At 67.8% G+C, this 22,935-nt stretch carries 23 protein-coding genes; 16 read left to right on the forward strand and 7 right to left on the reverse strand.

The annotated features are described in order from the left end of the window. The 4 genes from ABZV58_RS26160 to ABZV58_RS26175 are packed head-to-tail and all read left to right on the forward strand — an operon-like array spanning position 1 to position 3,059. On the forward strand, positions 1-732 hold the full coding sequence (locus ABZV58_RS26160; RefSeq protein ID WP_355002801.1) for a glucose 1-dehydrogenase: 732 nt from the start codon (positions 1-3) through the stop codon (positions 730-732). Positions 733-748: 16 nt separating this feature from the next. Beyond that, on the forward strand, positions 749-1,567 hold the full coding sequence (locus ABZV58_RS26165; protein WP_355002802.1) for an SDR family NAD(P)-dependent oxidoreductase: 819 nt from the start codon (positions 749-751) through the stop codon (positions 1,565-1,567). A 46-nt stretch (positions 1,568-1,613) separates the two neighbouring features. Beyond that, positions 1,614-2,030, forward strand: coding sequence for a hypothetical protein (locus ABZV58_RS26170; RefSeq protein ID WP_355002803.1), 417 nt, complete (start codon positions 1,614-1,616; stop codon positions 2,028-2,030). 48 nt (positions 2,031-2,078) lie between these two features. Continuing rightward, on the forward strand, positions 2,079-3,059 hold the full coding sequence (locus tag ABZV58_RS26175) for a DUF2332 domain-containing protein (RefSeq protein WP_355002804.1): 981 nt from the start codon (positions 2,079-2,081) through the stop codon (positions 3,057-3,059). Positions 3,060-3,288: 229 nt separating this feature from the next. On the opposite strand, the gene ABZV58_RS26180 is transcribed toward ABZV58_RS26175, so the two are convergent. Next, the gene (locus tag ABZV58_RS26180; RefSeq protein WP_355003098.1) at positions 3,289-3,450 is read right to left on the reverse strand and encodes a hypothetical protein; all 162 of its coding nucleotides are present in this window, start codon (positions 3,448-3,450) and stop codon (positions 3,289-3,291) included. A 148-nt stretch (positions 3,451-3,598) separates the two neighbouring features. On the opposite strand from ABZV58_RS26180, the gene ABZV58_RS26185 reads away from it, so the two are divergent. After that, on the forward strand, positions 3,599-4,414 hold the full coding sequence (locus tag ABZV58_RS26185; protein ID WP_355003099.1) for a hypothetical protein: 816 nt from the start codon (positions 3,599-3,601) through the stop codon (positions 4,412-4,414). On the opposite strand, the gene ABZV58_RS26190 is transcribed toward ABZV58_RS26185, so the two are convergent. After that, positions 4,411-5,070 carry a TetR/AcrR family transcriptional regulator gene (locus ABZV58_RS26190; RefSeq protein WP_355002805.1) on the reverse strand — a complete coding sequence of 220 codons (660 nt, stop codon included), beginning with the start codon at positions 5,068-5,070 and terminating at the stop codon, positions 4,411-4,413. The two genes, ABZV58_RS26185 and ABZV58_RS26190, sit on opposite strands and share 4 nt — an antisense overlap. A gap of 99 nt (positions 5,071-5,169) precedes the next feature. Beyond that, positions 5,170-6,138, reverse strand: a complete 969-nt coding sequence (locus ABZV58_RS26195; RefSeq protein WP_355002806.1) for a YafY family protein — start codon at positions 6,136-6,138, stop codon at positions 5,170-5,172. A 63-nt stretch (positions 6,139-6,201) separates the two neighbouring features. On the opposite strand from ABZV58_RS26195, the gene ABZV58_RS26200 reads away from it, so the two are divergent. The 3 genes from ABZV58_RS26200 to ABZV58_RS26210 all read left to right on the forward strand — a co-directional run bounded on the left by ABZV58_RS26200 (position 6,202) and on the right by ABZV58_RS26210 (position 11,764). Further along, the gene (locus ABZV58_RS26200) at positions 6,202-8,481 is read left to right on the forward strand and encodes an excinuclease ABC subunit UvrA (protein WP_355002807.1); all 2,280 of its coding nucleotides are present in this window, start codon (positions 6,202-6,204) and stop codon (positions 8,479-8,481) included. Between the two features lie 263 nt (positions 8,482-8,744). After that, positions 8,745-10,994, forward strand: coding sequence for a pyruvate, phosphate dikinase (locus ABZV58_RS26205; protein ID WP_355002808.1), 2,250 nt, complete (start codon positions 8,745-8,747; stop codon positions 10,992-10,994). A gap of 5 nt (positions 10,995-10,999) precedes the next feature. Beyond that, on the forward strand, positions 11,000-11,764 hold the full coding sequence (locus ABZV58_RS26210; RefSeq protein ID WP_355002809.1) for a tyrosine-protein phosphatase: 765 nt from the start codon (positions 11,000-11,002) through the stop codon (positions 11,762-11,764). Positions 11,765-11,863: 99 nt separating this feature from the next. Here the strand turns inward: ABZV58_RS26210 and ABZV58_RS26215 are convergent, their stop codons facing one another. From ABZV58_RS26215 to ABZV58_RS26225, 3 genes are all read right to left on the reverse strand, one after another. Beyond that, the gene (locus ABZV58_RS26215; protein WP_355002810.1) at positions 11,864-12,169 is read right to left on the reverse strand and encodes a DUF4254 domain-containing protein; all 306 of its coding nucleotides are present in this window, start codon (positions 12,167-12,169) and stop codon (positions 11,864-11,866) included. Between the two features lie 386 nt (positions 12,170-12,555). Then, positions 12,556-13,047, reverse strand: coding sequence for a DUF4254 domain-containing protein (locus tag ABZV58_RS26220; RefSeq protein WP_355002811.1), 492 nt, complete (start codon positions 13,045-13,047; stop codon positions 12,556-12,558). A 3-nt stretch (positions 13,048-13,050) separates the two neighbouring features. Continuing rightward, the gene (locus ABZV58_RS26225) at positions 13,051-13,569 is read right to left on the reverse strand and encodes a hypothetical protein (protein ID WP_355002812.1); all 519 of its coding nucleotides are present in this window, start codon (positions 13,567-13,569) and stop codon (positions 13,051-13,053) included. 502 nt (positions 13,570-14,071) lie between these two features. Here ABZV58_RS26225 and ABZV58_RS26230 point away from each other — a divergent pair. From ABZV58_RS26230 to ABZV58_RS26265, 8 genes are all read left to right on the forward strand, one after another. Beyond that, positions 14,072-15,445, forward strand: a complete 1,374-nt coding sequence (locus tag ABZV58_RS26230) for a helix-turn-helix transcriptional regulator (protein ID WP_355002813.1) — start codon at positions 14,072-14,074, stop codon at positions 15,443-15,445. Continuing rightward, entirely contained in the window at positions 15,442-16,356 is a 915-nt protein-coding gene (locus ABZV58_RS26235; RefSeq protein ID WP_355002814.1) for an aminoglycoside phosphotransferase family protein, read from the forward strand. Before ABZV58_RS26230 ends, ABZV58_RS26235 begins: the two co-directional genes overlap by 4 nt. A 66-nt stretch (positions 16,357-16,422) precedes the next feature. Continuing rightward, positions 16,423-16,869 carry an NUDIX domain-containing protein gene (locus tag ABZV58_RS26240; RefSeq protein ID WP_355002815.1) on the forward strand — a complete coding sequence of 149 codons (447 nt, stop codon included), beginning with the start codon at positions 16,423-16,425 and terminating at the stop codon, positions 16,867-16,869. Positions 16,870-16,982: 113 nt separating this feature from the next. Then, entirely contained in the window at positions 16,983-17,864 is an 882-nt protein-coding gene (locus ABZV58_RS26245; protein WP_355002816.1) for a glycosyl hydrolase family 32, read from the forward strand. Positions 17,865-17,986: 122 nt separating this feature from the next. Beyond that, entirely contained in the window at positions 17,987-19,405 is a 1,419-nt protein-coding gene (locus tag ABZV58_RS26250) for an L-fucose/L-arabinose isomerase family protein (protein WP_355002817.1), read from the forward strand. Between the two features lie 25 nt (positions 19,406-19,430). Next, complete coding sequence (locus tag ABZV58_RS26255; protein ID WP_355002818.1) at positions 19,431-20,915, forward strand: FGGY-family carbohydrate kinase; 1,485 nt, start codon at positions 19,431-19,433, stop codon at positions 20,913-20,915. 63 nt (positions 20,916-20,978) lie between these two features. After that, the gene (locus ABZV58_RS26260) at positions 20,979-21,431 is read left to right on the forward strand and encodes a thioredoxin domain-containing protein (RefSeq protein ID WP_355002819.1); all 453 of its coding nucleotides are present in this window, start codon (positions 20,979-20,981) and stop codon (positions 21,429-21,431) included. Then, on the forward strand, positions 21,428-22,444 hold the full coding sequence (locus tag ABZV58_RS26265; protein ID WP_355002820.1) for a glycoside hydrolase family 172 protein: 1,017 nt from the start codon (positions 21,428-21,430) through the stop codon (positions 22,442-22,444). Before ABZV58_RS26260 ends, ABZV58_RS26265 begins: the two co-directional genes overlap by 4 nt. Here ABZV58_RS26265 and ABZV58_RS26270 read toward each other — a convergent pair. Beyond that, a complete protein-coding gene (locus ABZV58_RS26270) occupies positions 22,435-22,887 on the reverse strand; it encodes a hypothetical protein (protein ID WP_355002821.1) in 453 nt (150 codons plus the stop codon). The two genes, ABZV58_RS26265 and ABZV58_RS26270, sit on opposite strands and share 10 nt — an antisense overlap. Between the last annotated feature and the right edge of the window lie 48 nt (positions 22,888-22,935).

Raw genomic sequence — 22,935 nt, forward strand, 5'->3', positions numbered from 1 at the left:
ATGGACAGGGTCAGCGGTAAGACGGTCATCGTGACCGGCGGTGCGCGGGGCATGGGCGCGGCATTCGCGCGCAAGCTCGCGAGTCAGGGCGCGGCGGTGGTGATCACCGACGTGCTCACCGAGGAGGGCAAGGCCGTCGCCGCCGAAATCGGCGAGCGGGCGCTGTTCCTTCCGCACGACGTGACCGACGAAAATGCTTGGCAATCAGTCGTTTCCGAAGCGGAGCGAGCCTTCGGGCCGGTCTCCGGGCTGATCAACAACGCGGGCATCGTGCACGTCGACCCGATCGAGAAACTCGCCGAAGCGGACTACCGCAAGGTGATCGACGTCAACCAAGTGGGCGTGTACCTCGGCATGAAAGCCGTTGTGTCCTCGATGCGCCAGGCGGGTGGTGGTTCCATCGTGAACATCTCCTCCATCGGCGGCATCATCGGCCTCCCCAACATCCTCGGCTACGTCGCGTCCAAGTGGGCGGTGCGCGGCATGAGCAAGGCCGCGGCGCAGGAGTTCGGCGCGGACGGAATCCGCGTCAACTCGGTGCATCCCGGCGTCGTCGCGACCGAGATGACCGCCACCTCGGACCGTTCCCACTCGATGGTGCACGACCAGCCGCTGCCCCGCGCCGCCAGCCCCGAGGAGCTGGCCAACGTGGTGCTGTTCCTGATCTCCGACGAGTCGGCCTACTGCACCGGCGCGGAATTCGTCGCCGACGGCGGCTACACGACCAAATGACACGAGGACAACTGCTGTGAAGAACTTCCAGGACAAGGTCGCCGTCATCACCGGCGCCGGGGCGGGGATCGGGCGGGCGCTGGCGCTCGAATTGGCGCGCGACGGCGCGCGTCTCGCGCTGTCCGGGCGCGACCTGGCCAATGTCAGCGAGACCGCCGCGCTGTGCGAGCAGGTGGGTGCGAAGGCGCGCGCCTACAAACTCGACGTCACCGACCGCGACGCCTTCTACGCGCACGCCGAGGAGGTGCGCGCCGACTTCGGTCCGGCCAATCTGCTGGTCAACAATGCGGGCGTCTCGCTGACGGCCACCGTCGAGGAACTCAGCTGGGAGGACTTCGAGTGGATCGTGAACATCAATTTCTGGGGCGTCATGTACGGAACCAAGGCGTTTCTTCCGCAGGTGATCGCCTCCGGTGACGGGCACATCGCCAATGTCTCCAGCATGTTCGGCCTGGCCGCGTGCCCGAGCCAAGGTGCCTACAACGCAACGAAATTCGGTATTCGCGGCTTCACCGACGCGCTGCGCCAGGAGATGAAGATCGCCGGTCATCCGGTCGGTGTGAGCAGCGTGCACCCGGGCATGGTGAAGACCGAGATCGCCTGGAAGGCCCGCGCGGGTGGCGATCGCGACCGCGACGCCCTCGCCGCCAACTTCGATCGGCTGGCCAAGACCACGCCCGAGGCCGCGGCGAAGATCATCCTGCGCGGCATCCAGAAGGACAAGGCCAAGATCCTCGTCGGCGCCGACGCCCGCGTCATCGATCTGCTGCCCCGGCTTTTCGGCTCTGGTTACCAGCGGATCATCACGGCCCAGATGAAGAACGAGGTCAACTGAGCAAACAAGGCGTTACGGGCCCGGCAACCGGTGGCAAGCTGGAACTGTGCGTGCTCAGGATGTCCGGATCGGGGAACTCTACGTAGTCGAGGTGCCCCATCGGCTGCCCGCGCGCACCGCCAGGCTGCGCGCCGGGGAGTGGGAATTGTGGCGGCTGCGCGGGTGTCGGTTCCGCGCCGTCGTCACCGCGCTCGACACCACCGTGCGTCCGGCCACCGTCGAAGCGTTGCGGGTGACACGGCACAGCGTCACCCGCGTCGACCTGACCGCCGAGCAGGCCGCCGGTCTAGGCCTCCCCGACGGCCGATACCACTTGCTCGGCATGATCTTCGACAACGACGGCCACCCCATCGAACTCCCCGACCTCGAACCCCTCCGCGCCTCCGTCCGCTGGCTCTACCCCCTCGCCGAACACCGCCCACCCGGCACCCACCGCGACATCGACTTCCACCCCGCCCTCTGAACACTCGCCTGGTAGCGTCGGCCGTACAGGGTCTAGTACGGCCGGGGGGTGAAAGTGGATACCGCGCAACGCTATCTGCGGTTCGCACGATTCGAGGCACACGGCCACTCGCCGTGTTATGCGGACTGGACGCGGCGGATCGCCGACGATACGGAAGTGCTCGCGCTCGTCGAGCGACTACCCACCGCCAAGCGTCAGCCCAATCTCGTGCTGGCCTCCGCGCGGTACGTCGGCGCACGACAGGGGCCGTTCGAGGAGTTCAAGGACTTCCTGATCGACAACTGGCCGCTCGTCCACGGCGTCGCCATGACGCACAGCACCCAGACGAACGAACCGGCACGTGCGGCGGTGCTGCTCCCATTGTTCACCCGGATCGCCGATCCGGAACCGGTCCATCTCATCGAGATCGGCGCGTCGGCGGGATTGTGCCTGTATCCGGACAAGTACAGCTACCGGTACGACGACCGTCCCTGGCTGAACCCGTGGTCGGGGCCATCGCCGGTTCGGTTGTCGTGCAAGACCATCGGCGATCCGCCGATGCCCGAGCGTCTTCCCGCGGTGATCGGCCGGGTGGGCGTCGACCTGAACCCACTGGACGTCGGCGACGCCGAGCACATGCGCTGGCTCGAGTGCCTGATCTGGCCGGAACAGCAAGAGCGGCTCGACCGCCTGCATCGTGCCGCGGCGATCGTCCGCGCGGACCCGCCCGAGTTCGTCCGCGGCGATCTCAACGACACCATCGAAGAGCTGGTGCGTGCCGCTCCGGACAACGCGCAGGTCGTCGTGTTCGGCAGCGCCGTCCTCGCCTACCTCGACGCCGACGAGCGCGCTCGGTTCGTCGAAACCATCCGCGGGTTGCGGTGCACTTGGATCGCCAACGAGGGCTGCGGCGTCGTTCCCGTCGGCCGTGGCCTTCTGCCGAAATCGTGCTCCGAGACGCGTGATCGGTTCGTGCTCACCGAAGACGGTGTGCCGGTTGCCTATTCGGGGCCGCACGGGCAGAGTCTCGAGTGGTTCCGGCGGAACTGAGAACTGGGTCGCCCAGTCGCGCGGCGACTGTCTTCGATTTCACGGCACAAGATCGACACTCGTGAAGCTGTTCCGGTGTGTCACGAGGGACGGTCGATCTTGGACCAGCGGTGGGCCGACTGAGGTGAATCGGTAACTGCGCGACGGATTTCCGGAAACTCTCCCGAGACGCACCGCTCTGCGACATAGTGGTAGACGCTCGCGTACCCCACTCATACGCGGGCGTACCTTACTCGATGTTCGTGAATTGGATCAGAAACTGCATGAGGACGAGCACATTTCCGGCGGCGGCGAGCGCCGTCGCCATCACAGCCTTGATCGTCGGATCGGCGGGCGGATTTCCCGGGGCGGCCCACGCCGACAACGCACCCGGTTCGCCAACGGTGATCACGGTCGACACCACGGAAGACGGCGTGGTGGCCGATCCACAAAGCGGGCTATGCCGTACTACCGCTGGCGCCTGCACATTGCGAGCGGCAATTCAGACGGCCAATGCCCGGCCAGGAAGCACAGTGGTGGTGCCCGAGGGACGCTACATCTTGACGATCCCTCCCGATCCACGGAAGGTGCAGGGCCGCAACCCGGATCCGACCACGGGAGACCTGAACCTCACCGTGCCGACAACGCTGCGTGGCGCGGGCGGTGATCGAACAGTGCTGGACGCCAACGGAATCGACCGGGTACTCAGTATCTCCGCGCCCGTGACGTTGACGGGGCTGACCGTGACCGGCGGAGTTACCGCGCAGCACGAGATCCCGTACTACGACACCGGCGGCGGCGGAATCTCCAATTCGTCGAACCTCGTACTCGACGATGTCGTGGTCCGGGGTAACAGCGCCGGGTACGGCGGCGGGATCTTCAACGTGCCGGGGTCGGACCTGCAGACGAGAAATACGGTCATCACCGGCAACACCTCCGGCGAGGCGGGTGGCGTGCGCTGCGACAACACCTGCACCTTCACCGACTCGACGATCTCCGACAACCGCGTGGTCAATCCCGAAGTCTGGTACCGCCCAGGTGGATTCGCCGGACGCGGCGGCGGCGTCGACGTCCGTGGACGGGGCGTGGTGACCTTCGATCGTTCGACCGTCACCGGAAACAGTGCCTCGGACGCGGGCGGCGGCATCAACGTGGCGCCCGCCTACCTCGACACCCTCCCGCGCCTGTTGACGGATGTGATCAATGTTCCAGTGGGAACCGTAGTGTTGCGGAACTCGACCATCAGGGGCAACACCTCCGGCACCGTTCGGGACAACTGCGCGAAGGTGTTCGCGCGGATCGTCTCCGAGGGCGGCAACACCAGCGACGATACTTCCTGCGACCTCACCGGGCCGGGCGACAGAGTCGTGCCCTAGCAGGTAGAGGTCGCCAGCCCGAGCAGCGTGCGGTGGATGTACAGCACGATGTCCTCGAGCTCGAGCAAGTCACCGCCCGCGCGCAGGGTCCTGCGGACGGCCTCGTTGGTCGCATCGGTCACCGCCAGATACGCATCGTCCGGCACCGATGGATCAACGGGGCCTGCCCCCGCACGCCACGATCGGATGAACCCGGCGAACCAGTGTTGGCACCGTTCGAACGACTCGATCGCCCGCGTCCCGGCCGGGGCGGTCTCCAGGTAGAACGAGCGGGCGAACGACGGTTCGTCACGCAACAGGGTGAGATATTCGCGAATTCCGAGCCGCAGCGCCTCGAGCGGCTCCACCGGTTCGGCGAACACCTCCCGCATCACGCGCTCGAGATGCTCGATCATCAGATCCCGACCCGTCTCGGCCGCGGCGAGGAAGCACGCTTCCTTGTCCGGGAAGTGCTGGTAGAACGTTCGGCGCGAAACCTTCGCCGCCGCAGCGATATCCGCGATCGTCGCGGTGAGATAGCCGCGATCCGCGACGACGACCGTCACCCCGTACAAGAGCCGCTGCCGCTGCGACCCGGTCACCAGCTCACGAGCAAGGCCGTGCGGCCCGTGCGGCAACTCCGCCAGGGTCGGCTCCAGCAACTTCTTACGTCCCACCCGCACCTTCATATCAGGCGCGTCCCTGGCGGGAAGAGCCGGTTCGGCGGACCGCAAGCGGACAGATCGGGGTCGCTGCCGTCTCGGGCCTACTGGGCCTCAACTCGAATCACCAGCCGCGTGAAGGAGTTTGGTGGCGAGAGCGCGGAGGTGGGTGGCCATTTCCGGGGGATGGCGAACTTCGAAGGGGAGGTCGAGGTGGGCGATGCGCAGGGCGGTCCATTCGAGGGAGTCGGCGGTGGTGCGGAGCAGGCAGGTGTGGTCGTCGAGGGGTTCGACTTCGGCGGTGCGCACGCGGAAGCGGTCGGCGAGTTCCGCGGCGGAGGCGTGGACCAGCAGTTCGACGTGCTGGACGGGGCGGGCCAGAGCGAGCGAGCGGGTGACGAAGGCGGCGGGGTCGGCGTCGGGCAACTCGCGCGGCGCGAAACGCACCCCGATGGGCAGCGTGGACGCGATGCGGTCCACGCGGAACGTGCGCCAGTCGGCGCGGTCGACGTCCCAGGCGACGAGATACCAGCGGCGCCCGGCCGAGACCAGGCTGTGCGGCTCGACCAGCCTGCGCGACTCGGTGTCGTCTTTGGCGATGTAGGAGAAGCGAATTCGCTCGTGGTCGCGGGCGCAGGCGGCCAGCGCCACCAAGGTCTCGGGATCCACCCGCGGACCCGCGGGCGGTCCGGCCAGATCGACGGTGCTGGTCTGCACCGCGTCCACGCGCCTGCGCAACCGATCCGGCAGCACCTGCTGAAGTTTCACCAGCGCCCGCGCGGCCGATTCCTCGCTGCCCGCCACACCGCCGAGCGCGGCGTGGCGCAAGCCGAGCGTGATCGCGACCGCCTCCTCGTCGTCGAGCAGCAGCGGCGGCAGCGCGGCCCCCGATTCCAGCCGGTAACCGCCGACCGCGCCGAGCCCCGAGCGCACGGGATAGTCCAGCTCGCGCAGCCGCTCGATATCGCGGCGCACCGTGCGCACGGTGACGCCGAGCCGCTGTGCCAGCTCGGGCCCACTCCACTCCCGCCGCGTCTGCAACAGCGCGAGGAGTTGGAGAAGCCGGGCGGCGGTATCGGTCACAGCGCCCAGTATGCCGCGCAATGAGGACCGATCCAGACCTCATTCGTGCTTACCGTGGCGCTGGTGAACGCAGAGACCATCGAGATCGTCGGAGCACGGGTGCACAATTTGCGCGACGTGACCCTCCGAATTCCCAAGGGCAAGATCGTCGTCTTCACCGGGGTATCCGGGTCGGGCAAGTCGTCGGTGGTGTTCGGCACCGTCGCGGTGGAGTCGCAACGCCAGCTCAACGAGACCTTCACCTGGTTCATCCGCAACCGACTGCCCAAGTACGAGCGCCCGGACGCGGACGTCATCGACAACCTGGCGCCCGCGGTGGTAGTCGACCAGAAACCGATCGGCGGCAATTCCCGCTCCACCGTCGGCACCATGACCGATATCCAATCGATCATCCGCGTCCTGTTCTCCCGGCACGGCGTGCCGAGCGCCGGTGAGGCGACCCGGTATTCGTTCAACGACCCGCTCGGCATGTGCCCGGAGTGCGGCGGACTCGGCCACGTGGTGCACGCGGATCTGGACAAGCTGCTCGACGCCGGAAAGTCGTTGAACGAGGGAGCGATTCGCTTCTCCCCCTTCGCGGTCGGCACCTTTCAGTGGCAGATCTACGCCGAATCCGGCCTCTTCGATCCGGACAAGCCGCTGCGCGACTTCACCGCCGAGGAGTGGCAATTGTTCCTGCACGGCAACGGTTTCCGGGTGCCGCGACTCAACAAGACCGGCTCTATGGGCCACAACGCCTACGAGGGCCTGCTGGAACGCTTCGACCGGCTCTACATCAAGCGGGACCTGAGCGCGCTCTCGGAGAAGAACCGGGCGGCGGCGATGGCGGTGGTCAGCGAACAGATCTGCCCGTCCTGCGATGGTGCGCGACTGAACGCGGCCGCGCTGGCGAGCCGGATCGGCGAACTCGGCATCGCCGACTACGGCCGGATGGAGGTGTCGGATCTCATCGAGACGCTAGCCGCGATCGACGATCCGGTGGCCGCGCCCATCGCGGGCGCCGCGATCGCCCGGCTGCGCCGCGTCGAGGACGTCGGCCTCGGGTACCTGTCCCTCGATCGCGAGACGTCCACGCTCTCCGGCGGCGAGGCACAGCGGCTCAAGGTCGTCCGCCACCTCGGGTCCAGCCTCACCGGCATGACCTACATCTTCGACGAACCAAGCGTCGGCATGCATCCGCGCGACGTGCACCGGCTGAACGAACTGCTGATCCAGTTGCGGGACAAGGGCAATTCGGTGCTGGTGGTGGAGCACTCTCCCGACGTCATCGCGGTCGCCGATCACGTGGTGGACATGGGTCCCGGCGCGGGCGCCGACGGTGGCACGGTGGTTTTCCAGGGCAGCGTCGAGAAGCTGCGCGCCTCCGGGACGCTCACCGGGGAACGGCTGCGCGAGACGCGACCGGTCAACAAGCGTCCGCGCACGCCCGCAGGCTGGCTCGCGGTGACGGGAGCCGACCGGTACAACCTGAAGAATGTGACCGCGCGGTTTCCGGTCGGCGTGCTCACCGCCGTGACCGGGGTGGCCGGGTCGGGCAAGAGCACGCTGGTGTCGGGCGCGTTCCTCGCGGCGCATCCGGACGCGGTGGCGGTCGACCAGTCGCCCATCGGCGGCTCGCGGCGGTCGAGTCCCGCGACGTACCTCGGCATCATGGATCAGTTACGGCAGCTGTTCGCCAAAGCGCACGGTGTCAAGCCCGGACTGTTCAGCTTCAACTCCGCGGGCGCGTGCTCCGAATGTGGCGGGGCCGGAATCATTTTCACCGACCTCGCCTATATGGATCCGGTGACCACGGTGTGCCAGACCTGCCACGGCCGCCGTTACCGGCCCGAGGTGCTCGGCTACCAGGTGCGCGGGGCGTCGATCGCCGATGCGCTGGACATGACGGCGTCCGAGGCGCTGGAGTTCTGGCACGAGCAGGACGACGCGCGCATCCTGACGCCGCTGCGGGCGCTGGCGGACGTCGGCCTCGGCTACCTCCCCCTCGGCCGCGCGCTGAGCTCGCTCTCCGGCGGCGAACGGCAGCGCATCAAGCTGGCCGATCACCTGCACCGCCGCGGCGGGGTGTACGTGCTGGACGAGCCGACCACCGGGCTGCACATGGCCGACGTGGACACCCTCGTGACGCTGCTGGACCGCCTGGTGGACGGGGGCAACACGGTGATCGTCATCGAGCACGACCTGGAGGTGGTCAAGCGGGCCGATTGGATCGTCGACTTGGGGCCGGACGGCGGCAAGCACGGCGGTGAGATCGTCTTCGCCGGGACGCCGACGGAGCTCTTGGCGGATCGACGGTCCATCACCGCGGACTACCTGCGCCGCAGCCTGACCGACGCGACATAGGCGTACCTCCGCGTTCGCTCCGGCCATGCGCGGGCAGGGACGGACATCGGACCGCTGGCCGCGCCCGGCAGGTCCGATGTCGTCCTGCTGACCGGGACGACGGGTACGCACGTACCGACACCCGCGGGCAGGCTGAAAGTCGCGCCGATCCCGTGCCGTTCGCCGGGCACGCCGGTGTGCCGTTCCGCGGGCACGCCGGTCATCGGCCCGCGTCCCCGCCGACCGCGGTGGTGAGTCGAGAACGTGAACCCAGAAGGAGTGACATGACGATCGGAGTGGAGCCCGTGGAGCGACCCGAACGCGCCGCCCCGGAGAGCACCGCACCGTCCGTTGCCGAACTCGACGGCACCTGCGGCCTGAGCCGCGACCGCATCGGAGGCAAGGCGTGGAGCGTCGACCACATGCGGGCGCTCGGCCTGCCGGTGCCGCCCGCGTTCGCCGTCACGACCGAGGGCTGGGCCGACTTCCGCGCGCGCGGCTCTCTCAGCGAGGAGATCTGGCTCCAGGTGCGAGCGGGCGTCGCGGCGCTGGAGCGCGGCACCGGCCGACGTTTCGGCGACACCGAACGTCCGCTGCTGGTGTCGGTGCGCTCCGGCGCGGCCGTGAGCATGCCCGGCATGATGGACACGGTTCTCAACCTCGGCATCAACGACGACGTCGAGCGCGCGCTCGCCGCCGAGACGCGCAATCCCGGGTACGCCGCCGACACCCACGGCCGGTTCCGCTCGCAGTACCGCGAGATCGTGCTCGACGATCCGCTGGGCACGGTCCCGCGCGATCCGTGGGAACAGCTGCGCGGCGCCGTCGCCGCGGTCTTTCGATCCTGGGATTCCGCGCGCGCCAAAACTTATCGCCGCAGCCGCGGTGTCTCCGACGATCTCGGGACCGCGGTCACGGTGCAGGCCATGGTGTTCGGCAACCTGGACGCGCTCTCCGGCACCGGCGTGCTGTTCACCCGCAATCCGAACACCGGTGAGCGCGCCGTGTTCGGCGAATGGCTGGTCGGCGGCCAAGGCGAGGACGTCGTCTCCGGCCGCACCACCCCGCGACCGCTGGACGACCTCGCGGTCACCATGCCCGACGTGCACGGGCAGCTGCTCGCCGCCGCGGACCTGCTGGAACGGGACGGCCGCGATATCCAGGACATCGAATTCACCGTGGAGTCCGGCAGGCTGTGGCTGTTGCAGTCGCGGCCCGCGAAGCGGTCGGCTCGCGCGGCGGTGCGCGCCGCTGTCGCCATGGCTGGCGAGGGACTCATCGATCCGGCGACGGCGCTGTCGCGCGTCGACGCCGAGCAGGTGCGCACCGTGCTGCGACCCGCCTCGGGCATCGAGACCGATCAGCCGCCGCTGGCCCGTGGCGAGTCGGCCTGCCCCGGACTGGCCTCCGGCATCGTCGTCACCGATCCCGACGAGGCCGAAACCCGCGCCGCCGCAGGCGAAGACGTCGTCCTGGCGCGACCGACCACCAGTCCCGACGACCTGCACGGCATGATCGCGGCGCGGGCCATCGTCACCGAACTCGGCGGAGCCACTTCGCATGCCGCGCTGGTCAGCCGGGAACTGGGCAGGCCGTGCGTGGTCGGCTGTGGGCCGGGCGTGGTGGCGGCGCTGGCCGGACGAGTGGTCACCGTGGATGGCGGTGCGGGCGCGGTGTGGCCTGGCGAGGTCACCGGAAAAGCGGTGGAGGACACTGTGCTCGAGGACGTCGCGCAGCTCGCGCGCTGGGCCGCGGTTCATCCGGACGAACTGGTCGGACTGCTCGCCACACGGGACGGCGAAAACGCCTTCCCGGCAACCGGTTCGGCCGAAAATGGACACATGACAGCAGGGACTTCGCCTGCGTCCGACGAGGCTCTGCCGCACACCACCCCGCGCGGCAGCCGGACGCAGCAGCACACCACCCCCGACCTCGACCTCCTTCGCCTGATCGGCATCAAGGGCCGGGTCGCCCCCGACGCCGTCGCGGACAGCCTGGCGGGTGACGCCACCGAAACCGGAGAGCGCTGTGCGGATCTCGTCGCTCGTGGTCTGTGCGCGAGCACTCCGGTCGGCGTGCGTCTCACGCCGGAGGGCCGCGCCGAACTCACCCGCCTGCTCGCCGCGGAACGACAGACGGTGGATCCCAGCGTGATCGCCACCGCCTACGACGAATTCTGCGCGTTCAACGCCGAACTCAAGGAGATCATCACCGCCTGGCAGATGAAGGACGCCGCGACCGTCAACGACCACGCCGACGCCGCCTACGACGCCGCGGTGCTGGATCGGCTGCGCACCGTGCACGGCCAAGTCGTGCCGCTGGTGCGCCGGATCGGCGAGATCGCGCCCCGGTTGTCCCGGTACGCGGGCCGCTTGGACCGGGCGGTCGAGCGCATCGACGGCGGCGACCACACCTGGGTGGCGCGTCCGATCATGGACAGCTACCACACCGTGTGGTTCGAGTTGCACGAAGACCTCATCGGTCTGTGTGGGCTGAGCCGCGCCGACGAGGCCGCGGCGGGCCGGGCCCACTGACCGCCATGCACACCGACAGTTCCCCGCGGCGATGGGTCGAATTCGCCGAGATCGACAATGTCCGCGACCTCGGCGGGCTGCCCGTGTCGGGCGGCGGCGTCACCCGGTTCGGCACGGTGTACCGGGCAAGCACTCCGCAGCATCTGACCGAGGACGATCTGATCCTGCTGACCGGGCAGGTGGGCCTGCGCACCCTGATCGACTTGCGCAATCCCGACGAGGTCGAGCGGGAGGGCTACGGCCTGCTCGGGGCCGCGGCCGTCCGGCTGGTGAACCTACCCGTGCGCAAGGCGGCCGCCACCACGGCCACCCCAGCCGACCTCGTGCCCGACGCCAAGCACTACGACTTGGTCGCGCTTTATCGCGAATTACTGGACGGCAGCGTGGAATCCGTCTTGTCCGCTATCCGGCTGATCACCGACACCGAACAACATTCGGTGGTCTTCCACTGCGCCGCGGGCAAGGACCGCACCGGTGTGCTCGCCGCGGTGCTGCTGGACGCCGTCGGCGTGCCCGCGGAGTTCATCGCCGCGGACTACGCCCTCTCCGGCGAACGGATGGCACGGGTGCGTGCCCGCCTCGACGCCCTCCCGTCGTACCACGGCCTACCTCCGGTGCGCACCGGAATCCTCGCGGTGGAACCCGGTGTGATGAACCAGTTCCTCGAACGGCTGCGAATCGACCACGGTGGCGCGGCTGGCTGGCTCCGAGCACACGGCCTCTCCGACCGCGAGCTGACCGATCTCCGCCGGGTGCTGGTCGAGGACTGATCACAATCGGAAGGGCCGAATCATGGCAATCGCCCGCACGTGGGGCCGGCCTCGCTGATCCGGTCGGTCTCGATCAACATCCCGTCCACCGAAACATGGTCATAGCCAGTCCATGCCGTGCATGACGAAGCCGCGACACCGAGACGGCCCTTGGGCAGCGGCGCCGGCATCGACGGAAAGTCGGGCCAGACGATCGACGATCATGCCGACGGTCTCCGAGTGCACGTATGCGGCGTCGAAGACAGGTGGCTGCTCCGCGGCCACCCACACGTCGATGAGGCAGACCAGTCGCGCACGCTCGCGGTCGATCACGTCGGCGTCGGTGTGCTCCTGCACCCGGTACAGGCTGGCCAACTGCTGAGCGGCTTGTAGGACCAGGTGGTCGAGGACGATGGTCCCGCGCACGCGCTCGAGACCATGTCCTTCGAGGGCAAAGGCGTTTTCATAGGTTCCTTACTCAGGTTGTCGTTCATGGATTCGAGCTCGGGTCTCACTGATCACCGACAGCAGCGCCAAGTCCTCGTTGCGGGGCTGTCAGGCCAGTCCGGGGGTGCTCGAAGAGGTTGCTGGAGTCGGCTTCACCAAGGAGGGTCCGGCCACAGCCAGGGAGGCAGTGTGCGTCGAGTGCTCTCGTCGTCGGCCAACTCGCCGTTCGGGCACGGCATTCCGGCCTGTCGACCATGATGGCCAGGAAGAGGTATGCGAGCAGCTTTCGCATGCGCGCCAATACTGTTGTCTGACTGATCATTTCCCCTCCTCGAGCTTGGTGTGTCGGTGAGTCCGTGAGTCGCTCAGCGTCGATCTCGCAAAGCGGGCAGGCGGCGCGCACGCTGGGTCACCTCGGTGATCAGATCGGTGTAGCCGTCAACCAGCTCGGCCAGCCGATACCAGGCCGCGTGCACGATCGGATCGGCCGGATCGACGGTCATCAGCAGGTGGTAAGCACGCACCTGCGCCTCGGCGAGCCGGTCGATCACCGTGCCGAGGGTTTCGGTGTGCAGGGTCGCGGCCGGATGCGGCACCGGTAAGCGATCGGCTACCCACACATCCACCGCGAGGACGAGTTCAACACTGCTGCAACGGCACTCATCGACTGGCCTGGCGAGTCGGTGCTGATGCAACAACCCGAATCTGTGGGCAATCTTCTCCAGCGGGTGGACGCCGACGTGGTGGCCGCGAATCGCCGACAACAGCGCCTCACCTGGGGGAAACAACGTCGCAGTGGCCCGTTCGGCGCCCGCCGGCTCGTGTACGGTCCCGACTGGATCTGGCAAGGCGCGCATCGGTCACCGCCACGCCGCAGCGAGCTCAGAGCTGGCGATGAACTGGCGTGCCACCGCAATCACCGAAGTCCGCGACGGCATCGTCTTCGCGTTCAGCGGCTGCGACACCCAATACCACCCGGTCGGGTGATCGGTCATCGGCAGCCACACGCGCTGCCCGGACTCGAGGATCCGAACCCCGCGCTCCTCGAGCTGCGCGATGGTGTGCTCACCGAGCTTGCCGCCCCACGCGGGACCGACCAGGAAGACCCATTCACGTTGCGCCCGTGGGTAGCTCAGGATCGGTATCGCGACCCACCGGCTCTCTTCCTCGAGGTGTGCACGCACCTGCGCACCCAAGCCTGCGGGCATTGCCACCGCCCCCAGGGTGGGGGTCGCGGTCAACGACACCCGCCCGTAAAAGCACGACACCGCGAACCCCAGTCCCCGATACACATACGCCACCTCGTGAGCGGAATGGCAACGCTCGAACATCACCACGCCCTGGATTCGCTCGGGTTCGACGCTTCCGAGAGAAGGCATCTCGGCGCCTTCCGCGCCTCAGCCTCGCTCCAGCAAGAGATGGCCGCGATATCGCCTGAACCCATCACCGGCGACCCGTAGAACTCGATTGAGGCCACGGGCGATCAGTCCTCATCCGGGCTGTTGGACAACACCGCACCGGCCGCAAGCTGCACCTTGCACTCCGGCGTGCAATTTCGATGAGATCCCCATAGCCGCCGCGCTGTGTCCCAGTCCAAGCGATCAGGCTCCCACTCGCAGTCATTCAATGGGAGTGGATGTATTTCCGCCACTTTCGGCTTGGTTGTCATATCCGTTGCCCCCTGTCGGGTGGTTTGCCGTACCACCCAGCATCGAGCCAGACGCAAACGGCGGTAAGCCCGATAGCCGATCAGCTTCGCCAGTAGATCGATCGACTAGCGCGGCTAGTCGATTTGCTCACTGGGCTCCCGGCGGATCAGCAGTCGACTAGTCTGAACGCCGTCGGATTCGGCTGGCGGCGCCCTACGATGATGGAGTCGCGATGAACGTGGACCACAACCAACCAGCGCAAATCGGTTCGGCCCTATGGGAACACCGAGAGATGCGAGAGGCGCTGGCTTCGCGCAACTTGAAAATGGTGTACGAGCTACTGCAACGTGTTGGCATATCGCAACGCGCGATTGCTCGGCTCACTGGCCAGAGTGCGTCTGAGGTGTATGAGGTTCTGTATCGAGGACGGCGCATCATGGCCTACGACGTACTGACGAGAATCGCCGATGGGCTCGGCATTCCGCGTGGTTACATGGGCCTCGCCTACGACGAAACGACTCAGACCGCGCTGGATCTTGCCGCCGCTACGTGTTCGATCAATGCTTCGGAGCGCGAAGAGGTTCGGGATCTGCTGTCGCATGCCGCGAACGTGACGATGGGTACAGCGGTTAGCGAGATAGCTGTCTGGTGGCAACCGTTCGACCGCGCAACGGCGCCAGCGCCAACGCGTATCGGCCCATCCGACATCGAGCACGTTCAGGCAATCACCGCCGCCATGCGCGCCATCGACTATCGACACGGCGGAGGCGCCTGCCGGGACGCCGTCGCGGCACAAGTGCGTTGGGCACAACAACTCCTCGAGGCTGATTGCACCGTCCACACCCGCCAGCAGCTGCTTCTTGCGCTCGCGGACCTGCACAACCTCGCCGGGTGGACATCCTTCGATGTCGGTATGTACCGAATTGCCCGCCGTCACTTTGCTCGGGCACTCGAACTCGCCCGAGAAGGCGACGACCATTCGCTGGCGGCAAATGTGCTCTACCGAATGGGGCGGCTCCACTTGCATCGGAGCATGCCCCTGGAAGCACTGAGGTTCTTCCAGCTCGGCCAGATCGCCGCACAAGACTCCGGTTGCACCATCACAGTCGCGATGCTCTGTGCCAACGAGGGGGCGGCCTACGCCCAACTCGATGACCGAGAACTGATGTTCCGGTCCCTCGGCCGAGCACAGGATGAATTCGCTCGGTCCGATCCGAAGAGCGCCCGGGCGTGGGTCCGATTCTTCGGGGAGGCCGACCTGCACGCCTCCCATGGCGTCGCGCTCACCACGATGCCGAGCGCGACCACCGCAGATTTCGATGACGCAATCGACCACATCGGCCGTGCGATCGGCATGCGTGGCCCGGACATGACGCGTAGCCGAACCTTCGAGCTGATCGCCCTCGCCACAGCTCACCTGCGCAACGGCAGCAAGGAGCGTGGCCTACGTGCGGGTTACGAAGCCGTTTCGTCGGCATCAGCCGTACGATCGATACGGACAGTCGACCGCTTGGCGCCGTTACGCGAGATAGCCAGCCACCGGAAAGCCAACCCGGATCTGCAAGATCTTGTCCAGGCCATTGACTCTCTATGGACTCTTGCATGACCAAAGCTGCTGTCAGCAAACCGAATGCGGAAACCGACTGGACCGCACGAGCCCTCAACGACGCCTGCGCCGCAGTCGGACTCGATCCCACTGGCGCGCGACTGATCAAGTTCACGAACAATGCGGTATGGGCACTGGCCTCTGCGCCGGTCGTCGTCCGCATTCCTGGATCAGCAGCAGTCCAGAAACGGGTGCCCAAAATAATCGCGGTGGCACGGTGGCTTGCCTGCCACGACATGCCCTCGGTTCGCCTGATCGAGGAACTTCCACAACCTCTCCAACTCGATCAGAGTGACATCACGTTCTGGCACCACGTCCCTGTCGAGCGGGCCGGCACAGCTCCAGACGGCCGTGACCTCGGCAGGATCCTGCAGCGATACCACGCACTGCCTGCTCCTTCGTTCGACCTCCCGCAGTGGCGGCCACTGCTCGCCATCCGCCAGCGCATCGTCGAACAGGATATGCTTGCCCCTGGTGACCAGCGCTTCCTCGAAGACAAATGCAACGAAACCGAAGAGTTGCTCACCCGCATCGACTTCCAGCTTCCATGGGGTCCCATCCACGGCGACGGTTTTGTGGGAAACCTGATAGCCGGACCCGATGGCTCAGTAATTTGCGATTTCGACTCGGCCGCTTACGGGCCTCGCGAATGGGACCTCACGCCTATTGCGGTGGGACAGATTCGGTTCCGATACGCGACCAACTACCAACAGCAGATCATCGAGGAATACGGCGTTGATATCACTCAATGGCAACACTTCTCGGTGCTACGCCAACTCCGAGAGCTACAGCTGGTTACCAGCGTGCTTCCGGTGCTCCGAACGAACCCGTCGTTGTCTGAGCAATGGGCGACGCGATTCATGAGCTTCCGCAACGCTGACACCACCACGATCTGGACCCCTTATCGCTAGGAAGCCTCGTGTCGTGGCGTACGTCGGCGCGCCGGCCGGCGTTCGGTGAATCGAGAGGAGAACGTTGTGAGCGCGACAGTGACCGGGCGGCACAAGCTGGTCGGGGACGTACACCTGGTGCTGGTCGATGATCAGGGGCGCTATCTGTTCGGGCGCCGGATCAACACGGGATACGAAGACGGCGCCTGGCACTTACCGTCCGGTCACCTCGAGTCCGATGAGTCGATCGTCGAGGCACTCGTGCGGGAGGCCGCCGAGGAGATCGGGGTGGTGATCGCTCCCGAAAACGTGCGATTCGCGCACGTGATGCACAACTCCAGTTCCGGCGGCCGGGCTGCGTTCTTCTTCCTGGTCAGCACCTGGGCCGGGATTCCGAGCAATCAGGAACCGGATAAGTGCGATGCGCTGGCGTGGTTTGCACTCACCGAACTGCCCGATCGGATGATCGCGTATTGCCGGGCGGCGCTGGGTTCGATCGCTGACGGCGAACCGTTCTCCGTGTATGGCTGGTAGGCGGTCCGGTGTCGACCGCGGCACCCGATACTCGAACCCGGTCCTGAGTCGGGGACCGTTCAACAGGCCGCCCATCGGCCACACCTGTCGCCCGTCCGCGGGATCATGGTCGTATGGCGACGCGGGAAGTGGTCCGGGCGGGCCGGTTCACGAACATCTACGATCCGAGCGCGGGTGCGGCGCACCCGTGGTACATCAACGACCACACGATCGTGCGGGATCGCGATGGCGGATGGCACCTGTTCGGCATCACCCACCCCGAGCCCGCCGATCCGTTCCACGAGATCGAGTTCGCGCATGCCACCGCGCCCGATCTGCTCGGCCCGTGGACGAAACAGGAGCCCGCGCTGACGGTCGATCCCGGATACCACGGCGAGACCCATCTCTGGGCGCCGTACGTGATCCGTTCCGGCACAACGTACTTCATGTTCTACGCGGCGGGCGGACCGGACCGCACCCGGGCGGCGATCAACCTCGCCACCTCCACCGACCTGGTCCGCTGGGAGCGCGCGCCCGGCGGGCCGCTGTTCCGCGACGGCTACGACGCCCGCGACCCGATGGTGCTGCGCATCGGCGAGAAGTGGGCCATGTACTACTGCGCGACGAGCGCGCCGGAGGGCGGTCACCACGTGGTCGCCTACCGGCTCAGCACCGACCTGTGGCGCTGGGGCGAGCGGCACATCGCCTACGCCGATCCGACGATCGGCACCGAGGCGGGCAACACCGAGTCGCCGTTCGTGGTGCGCCACGACGACCGCTGGTACCTGTTCATCGGCCCGCGGCCCGGCTACGTCGGCACCGATATCTTCCGCAGCGACAACCCTTTTCGCTTCCGCATCGGCGACAAGATCGGGCACGTGGCCGCGCACGCCGCCGAGGTCGTCCGGCACGCGAACCGCTGGTGGGTCAGCAGCGCGGGCTGGGGACAGGGCGGTGTCCACCTGGCGCCGCTCACCTTCCCGCCGCCGCCCGCGGGCATCGCCGTGCCGCGCTGAGCCCGGTGCCTTTGTGACGATCCCGGCTCCGTTACGCCGAAAAGGCGCCGATCCGGCTGGGTCGCCTGGTATCTGTTGAGCGAGTCGACTATCCGCCCACCCACCCGCGGGGAGGTAACGGCATGGCCCGTATCGGCGTGATCAGCATTTCCGACGGCCGCGACTATGTGCACACCGGCATCGCGGACTTCATCCGCACCACCGAGGACCGTCTCGTCGCCGCACTGACCGAGGCGGGCCACGAGGTGGTGCGCGGCACGGACATCATCAGCGACAACGCGCTGGCCGGATCGGTGGCGCGCCAGGTGGCCGCGTCGGGCGTCGACCTCACCGTGCTGCACTACGCCGTCTGGGCTTTCCCGCACTTCAGCATGCTCGCCGCGGGCGCGACACCCGGTCCGCTGCTGTTGCTCTCGAACATCGACCCGGTGCAGCCGGGGATGGTCGGAATGCTCGCGGCGGGCGGCGCGCTGGATCAGATCGGTCGCGCGCACACCCGATTGTGGGGGGACCCGGAGGATGCCGCGCTGATCGAGGCGATCGGGGTGCGCGCCACGGCGGCCGCGGCGGTCTCGGCGTTGCGCGGCAGCACTTTCGGGCGCTTCGGCGGGCGGCCGATGGGCATGAACACCGCCGTCGCCAACACCGATCAGTGGCAGCGGCTGTTCGGCATCGACGTCGAGGAGATCGACCAATGGGAGATCGTGCGCCGGGCCGAGCGCGCCGACGCCGGTGAGGCCAAGGCCGCGCGGGAGTGGCTGGAACGCCACGCCACCGTGCACTACGACGGCGCGAAACTCACCCCGGAACTGCTGGAGCGACAGATCCGCTCGTACCTGGCCGTGCGTGAGCTGATCGCGCAGTGGCGGCTGGATTTCTCCGGGATCAAGGGCCAGCCGGAGCTCACCCAGTACTTCGCGACGATGGACGTCACCGAGGCGTTCCTCAACGACCCCTACGACTGGAACGGCCCCAAGGAGACCCACGTCTGCGCCACCGAGGCCGACATGGACGGCGCGCTCACCATGCAACTGCTCAAGCACCTCGCGCGCACCCCCGTGCTGTTCGCCGACGTCCGGCACTACCACGCCGATCGCGACATCTGGGACCTGTGCAATTCCGGTCAGCACGCGACCTGGTTCGCCGCCCGCAGCGCCGATCCGGCGGAGAACCTCGCCCGGGTGCACCTCTATCCGGAGGTGTTCTTCTTCCCGGCGGGCGGCGCGTCGGTGCACCACCTCGCCGCGCCGGGCACGATGACTCTGGCCCGGCTGACCCGCAAGGACGGCGACTACCGAATGCAGCTGATGCTCGGCGAGTTCGAGACCTACGACGAGCAGACCAACGAATCGCTGATGAAACAGTCCACCAGGGAGTGGCCGCACGCGTTCGCCCGGCTCGACGCGCGCGCCGAGGATTTCCTGTCCCGCTTCGGCGCCAACCACATTCACGGTGTGCCGGGCGACCACCGTGCGGCGGTGCGTGCGACCTGTGAGTTGCTCGGCGTCACGCTCGACGAGTTCACCCGCGACTCGCGATGACCGCGCCCGGTCACCAGGAAGGGTGGTGAGCGTGTTCCTCGGCATCGATATCGGCACCTCGGCCTCCAAGGGCGTGCTGGTGCGCGCGGACGGCACGGTGGTCGCGAGAGCCGAACGCGCCCATGCCGTCTCGACGCCGCGTCCGGGGTGGGTGGAGCACGACGCGGAGACGGTGTGGTGGTCGGATTTCATCGCGATCACCACCGAGCTGGTGGCGGCGGGCGTGACCGGCATCGACGGTCTCGCGGTGTCCGGTATCGGGCCGTGCATGCTGCCCGCCGACGGCGCCGGAAATCCGTTGCGGCCTGCCGTCCTCTACGGCGTCGACACTCGCGCAACGGCCGAAATCGCCGAACTGAACGCGGAATTCGGCGCTGACGCCGTACTGGAGCGAGCCGGTTCGCCGCTGACGAGTCAGGCGGTCGGACCCAAACTCCGCTGGCTGAGGCGGCACGAACCGCAAGTGGCCGACCGGACCGAGCTGCTGCTGATGGCGAGTTCCTTTCTCGTGCATCGCCTCACGGGCCGATACGTGCTCGATCACCAATCCGCCAGCCAGTGCGTGCCGCTCTACGATCTACGCAAGCGGGAGTGGGCGGCGGACTGGGCCGAGGCGGTGGCGCCCGGATTGGCGCTGCCCGAACTGGCCTGGCCCACCGAGATCGTCGGCCGGGTGAGCACGGCGGCCGCCGCGGCGACGGGCCTGCCCGCGGGTCTTCCGGTCACCACCGGAACCATCGACGCCTGGGCCGAAGCCGAGAGCGTCGGCGTGCGCGCGCCCGGCGACGCCATGATCATGTACGGCACCACCATGTTCCTGGTGCAGGTGCTGACCGAGCCGGTCCCGCATCCGGGCCTCTGGGGAACCTGTGGAACATGGCCGGGCACATACACTCTCGCGGCGGGCATGGCCACCTCCGGCGCGGTCACCGAATGGCTGCGCGATCTGATCGGCGGCGATTACACCGAGCTGGTGACCGAGGCCGCAGCGGTGCCCGCGGGCAGCCGCGGGCTGCTGGCGCTCCCCTATTTCGCGGGCGAGCGCACCCCGCTGTTCGATCCCGACGCGCGCGGCGTCGTGGCGGGGCTGACGTTACGCCACGGCCGCGCCGAGTTGTACCGCGCGGCGCTGGAGTCGATCGCCTACGGCGTCCGGCACAACCTGGAGGCGATGACCGAGGCGGGCGGGCAGGCGCGGCGGCTGGTCGCCGTCGGTGGCGGCACCAAGGGCGGACTGTGGACGCGGATCGTCTCCGAGGTCACCGGACTACCCCAGCAGCTGCCCGCCGATACCATCGGCGCGTGCCTGGGCGACGCCATGCTGGCTGCCACCGCGGCCGGTCTCGACACCTCGGCGTGGAACCCGGTGGCCGACACCGTCGTCCCTGATCCGGCGCGCACCGCCGGCTACGAGCCGTACTACCGGCGCTATCGCGAGCTCTACACCGCGACGGCCGAGATCGCGCATTTCCTGGCGGCCGAGCAACGCCGGGCGCACCCGCCTTCCTGATCCTCGGACGTCGTGCCAGGATGCATGAGGCAGAACCGGCAGGGAGGACCCGAATTGCCCACAGTGACCTTGACAGAGCAGAACTTTCACCAAGTCGTCAACGGCAACCACATCGTGCTGATCGACTGGTGGGCGGGCTGGTGCGGCCCGTGCCGCCACTTCGCGCCCGTGTACGAGGCGTCGTCCGATCAGCATCCCGACATCGTGCACGGCAAGGTCGACACCGAGGCCGAAGTGGCGCTGACCGCGATGGCGCAGGTCGACCGGTATCCGACGCTGATGGCCTTCCGCGAGGGCCTGCTGGTGTACTCCGAGGCCGGGTTCCTGCCCGCCGCCGATCTCGAGGAGGTCGTGCAGCAGGTGCGCTGGCTGGACATGGATCAGGTCCGCCGCGAGATGGCCGCGCAAGGCGGCGTCCCGCAGCAGGCCGAGCCCGTGGCGGCGTCCGTGGGCGGATCCGCCCGCATGGCCGGACCGGCGCGCGGACCCGTCCAGTACGGCTGGCCCGGGCTGTGACCGCGGCCGGGTCACCATCGGAATTGTGGCGGCTCGATGCCGCGCGTACCCGGTCGATCAGCGCGGAGAATCCCACCGGCGCGCCCGGCATGGGGGCCCGCGCGACCGATGGCACCGGCGCACACGCCGCCCGTGATCTGGGCGTCGGATGGAAGGTCTCGCCGTCGATCCTGCTCGAGCCCGGCGACACCGCGATCCTGGCCGACGTGCCCGGCCCGGGAGTGATTCGCCACTTCTGGATGACGACCGACCGCACCGCACTGCGCGAGCTGACCCTGCGTATGCACTGGGACGACGCGGCGCGACCCGCCGTCCGGCTGCCGCTCGGCGACTTCTTCTGCAACGCGTGGGACGAGCTCGCACTGGTGAACTCGGAGATGATCGTGGTTGCCCCGGCGGGCGGCCTGAACAGCTACTGGCCCATGCCTTTTCGCCGAGGCGCGCGGATCACGTTGCACAACGGCTCCGGCCGGGCGGTGCCCGTCTACTACCAGATCACCTACACCGAAGAGGACGTGCCCGACGAGGCCGGTTACCTGCACACCACGTGGCGCAGCAGCGCACCGCTGGGGAACCCCGCAGTGCACACCGTCCTCGACGGCGTCACCGGGCACGGGCGTTACGTGGGCACCTATCTCGCCATCCGGCCCGGCGACCCGGGGTGGTGGGGCGAGGGCGAGCTGAAGTTCTATCTCGACGGCGACACCGACCACCCGAGCATCTGCGGCACCGGCACCGAGGACTACTTCGGCGGCGCGTGGAACTTCGACATCGACGGCCGCTACCGCACCTACTCGACGCCGTACCTCGGCCTGCCCCAGGTGCTTCCGCCCGACCGATGCTACGAGGCCGACCAGCGGTTCGGCATGTACCGGTGGCACGTGCGCGACCCGATCTGCTTCCACAGCGAGCTGCGCGTCACCGTGCAGGCGCTCGGCTGGTCGGATCCGGGGACCTACCTGCCGCTGGAACGCGCCGAGATCGCCACCACCGCATGGTGGTATCAGGGCTGATCCAGCGCGGCGGCGTCCAGATCGCCCATCAGCTCGTCGGCGCGCGCCAGCGCCAGATCCAGTCCCGCCCCGAGGTCGTCGAGCATCGTCAAACCGCCGAGCAGCCCGGACAATTCGCTGCGCACCCGTTCGAGTTCCTCGATCGCCGGGTCGACCGGAGACCATACCGCGGCCTCGGACCATCCCGGAGCGTCGTCGAGCCAGGCGCACAGCAGGTCGCGGACCAGACAGTGATCGGAGGTGTAGAGCTCGAAGCTGCGCGGATCTTCACCGCCGCGGTGTTGGAGTTCGTATATTCCGTCGGGTAGGCGGCGGGCCCGGATCCAGTCTCCTGTGCCCCTGGCGAGTTCCAGGAACGGATGCTGGGGAACCGCCGCGCCGAACTCGGTCCGAACCCAGGTCGGGTCGGGATCGTCGGCTGGTCGACTCGGGTCCTCACGCACCGGGTCAGTCTGCCTGATCGCGAGCGCGAATACGCGAAATGCGACGCC

Source organism: Nocardia sp. NPDC004654 (assembly GCF_040609595.1).
Taxonomy (GTDB): Bacteria; Actinomycetota; Actinomycetes; order Mycobacteriales; family Mycobacteriaceae; genus Nocardia.

What these genes read in the sequence shown, in the direction of transcription:
- ABZV58_RS26160 (WP_355002801.1), top strand. Translation starts at nt 1, where the DNA reads ATGGACAGGGTCAGCGGTAAGACGGTCATCGTGACCGGCGGTGCGCGG.
- ABZV58_RS26205 (WP_355002808.1), top strand. Translation starts at nt 8,745, where the DNA reads ATGACGATCGGAGTGGAGCCCGTGGAGCGACCCGAACGCGCCGCCCCG.
- ABZV58_RS26210 (WP_355002809.1), top strand. Translation starts at nt 11,000, where the DNA reads ATGCACACCGACAGTTCCCCGCGGCGATGGGTCGAATTCGCCGAGATC.
- ABZV58_RS26220 (WP_355002811.1), bottom strand. Translation starts at nt 13,047, where the DNA reads ATGCGCGCCTTGCCAGATCCAGTCGGGACCGTACACGAGCCGGCGGGC.
- ABZV58_RS26225 (WP_355002812.1), bottom strand. Translation starts at nt 13,569, where the DNA reads ATGCCTTCTCTCGGAAGCGTCGAACCCGAGCGAATCCAGGGCGTGGTG.
- ABZV58_RS26230 (WP_355002813.1), top strand. Translation starts at nt 14,072, where the DNA reads ATGAACGTGGACCACAACCAACCAGCGCAAATCGGTTCGGCCCTATGG.
- ABZV58_RS26235 (WP_355002814.1), top strand. Translation starts at nt 15,442, where the DNA reads ATGACCAAAGCTGCTGTCAGCAAACCGAATGCGGAAACCGACTGGACC.
- ABZV58_RS26245 (WP_355002816.1), top strand. Translation starts at nt 16,983, where the DNA reads ATGGCGACGCGGGAAGTGGTCCGGGCGGGCCGGTTCACGAACATCTAC.
- ABZV58_RS26250 (WP_355002817.1), top strand. Translation starts at nt 17,987, where the DNA reads ATGGCCCGTATCGGCGTGATCAGCATTTCCGACGGCCGCGACTATGTG.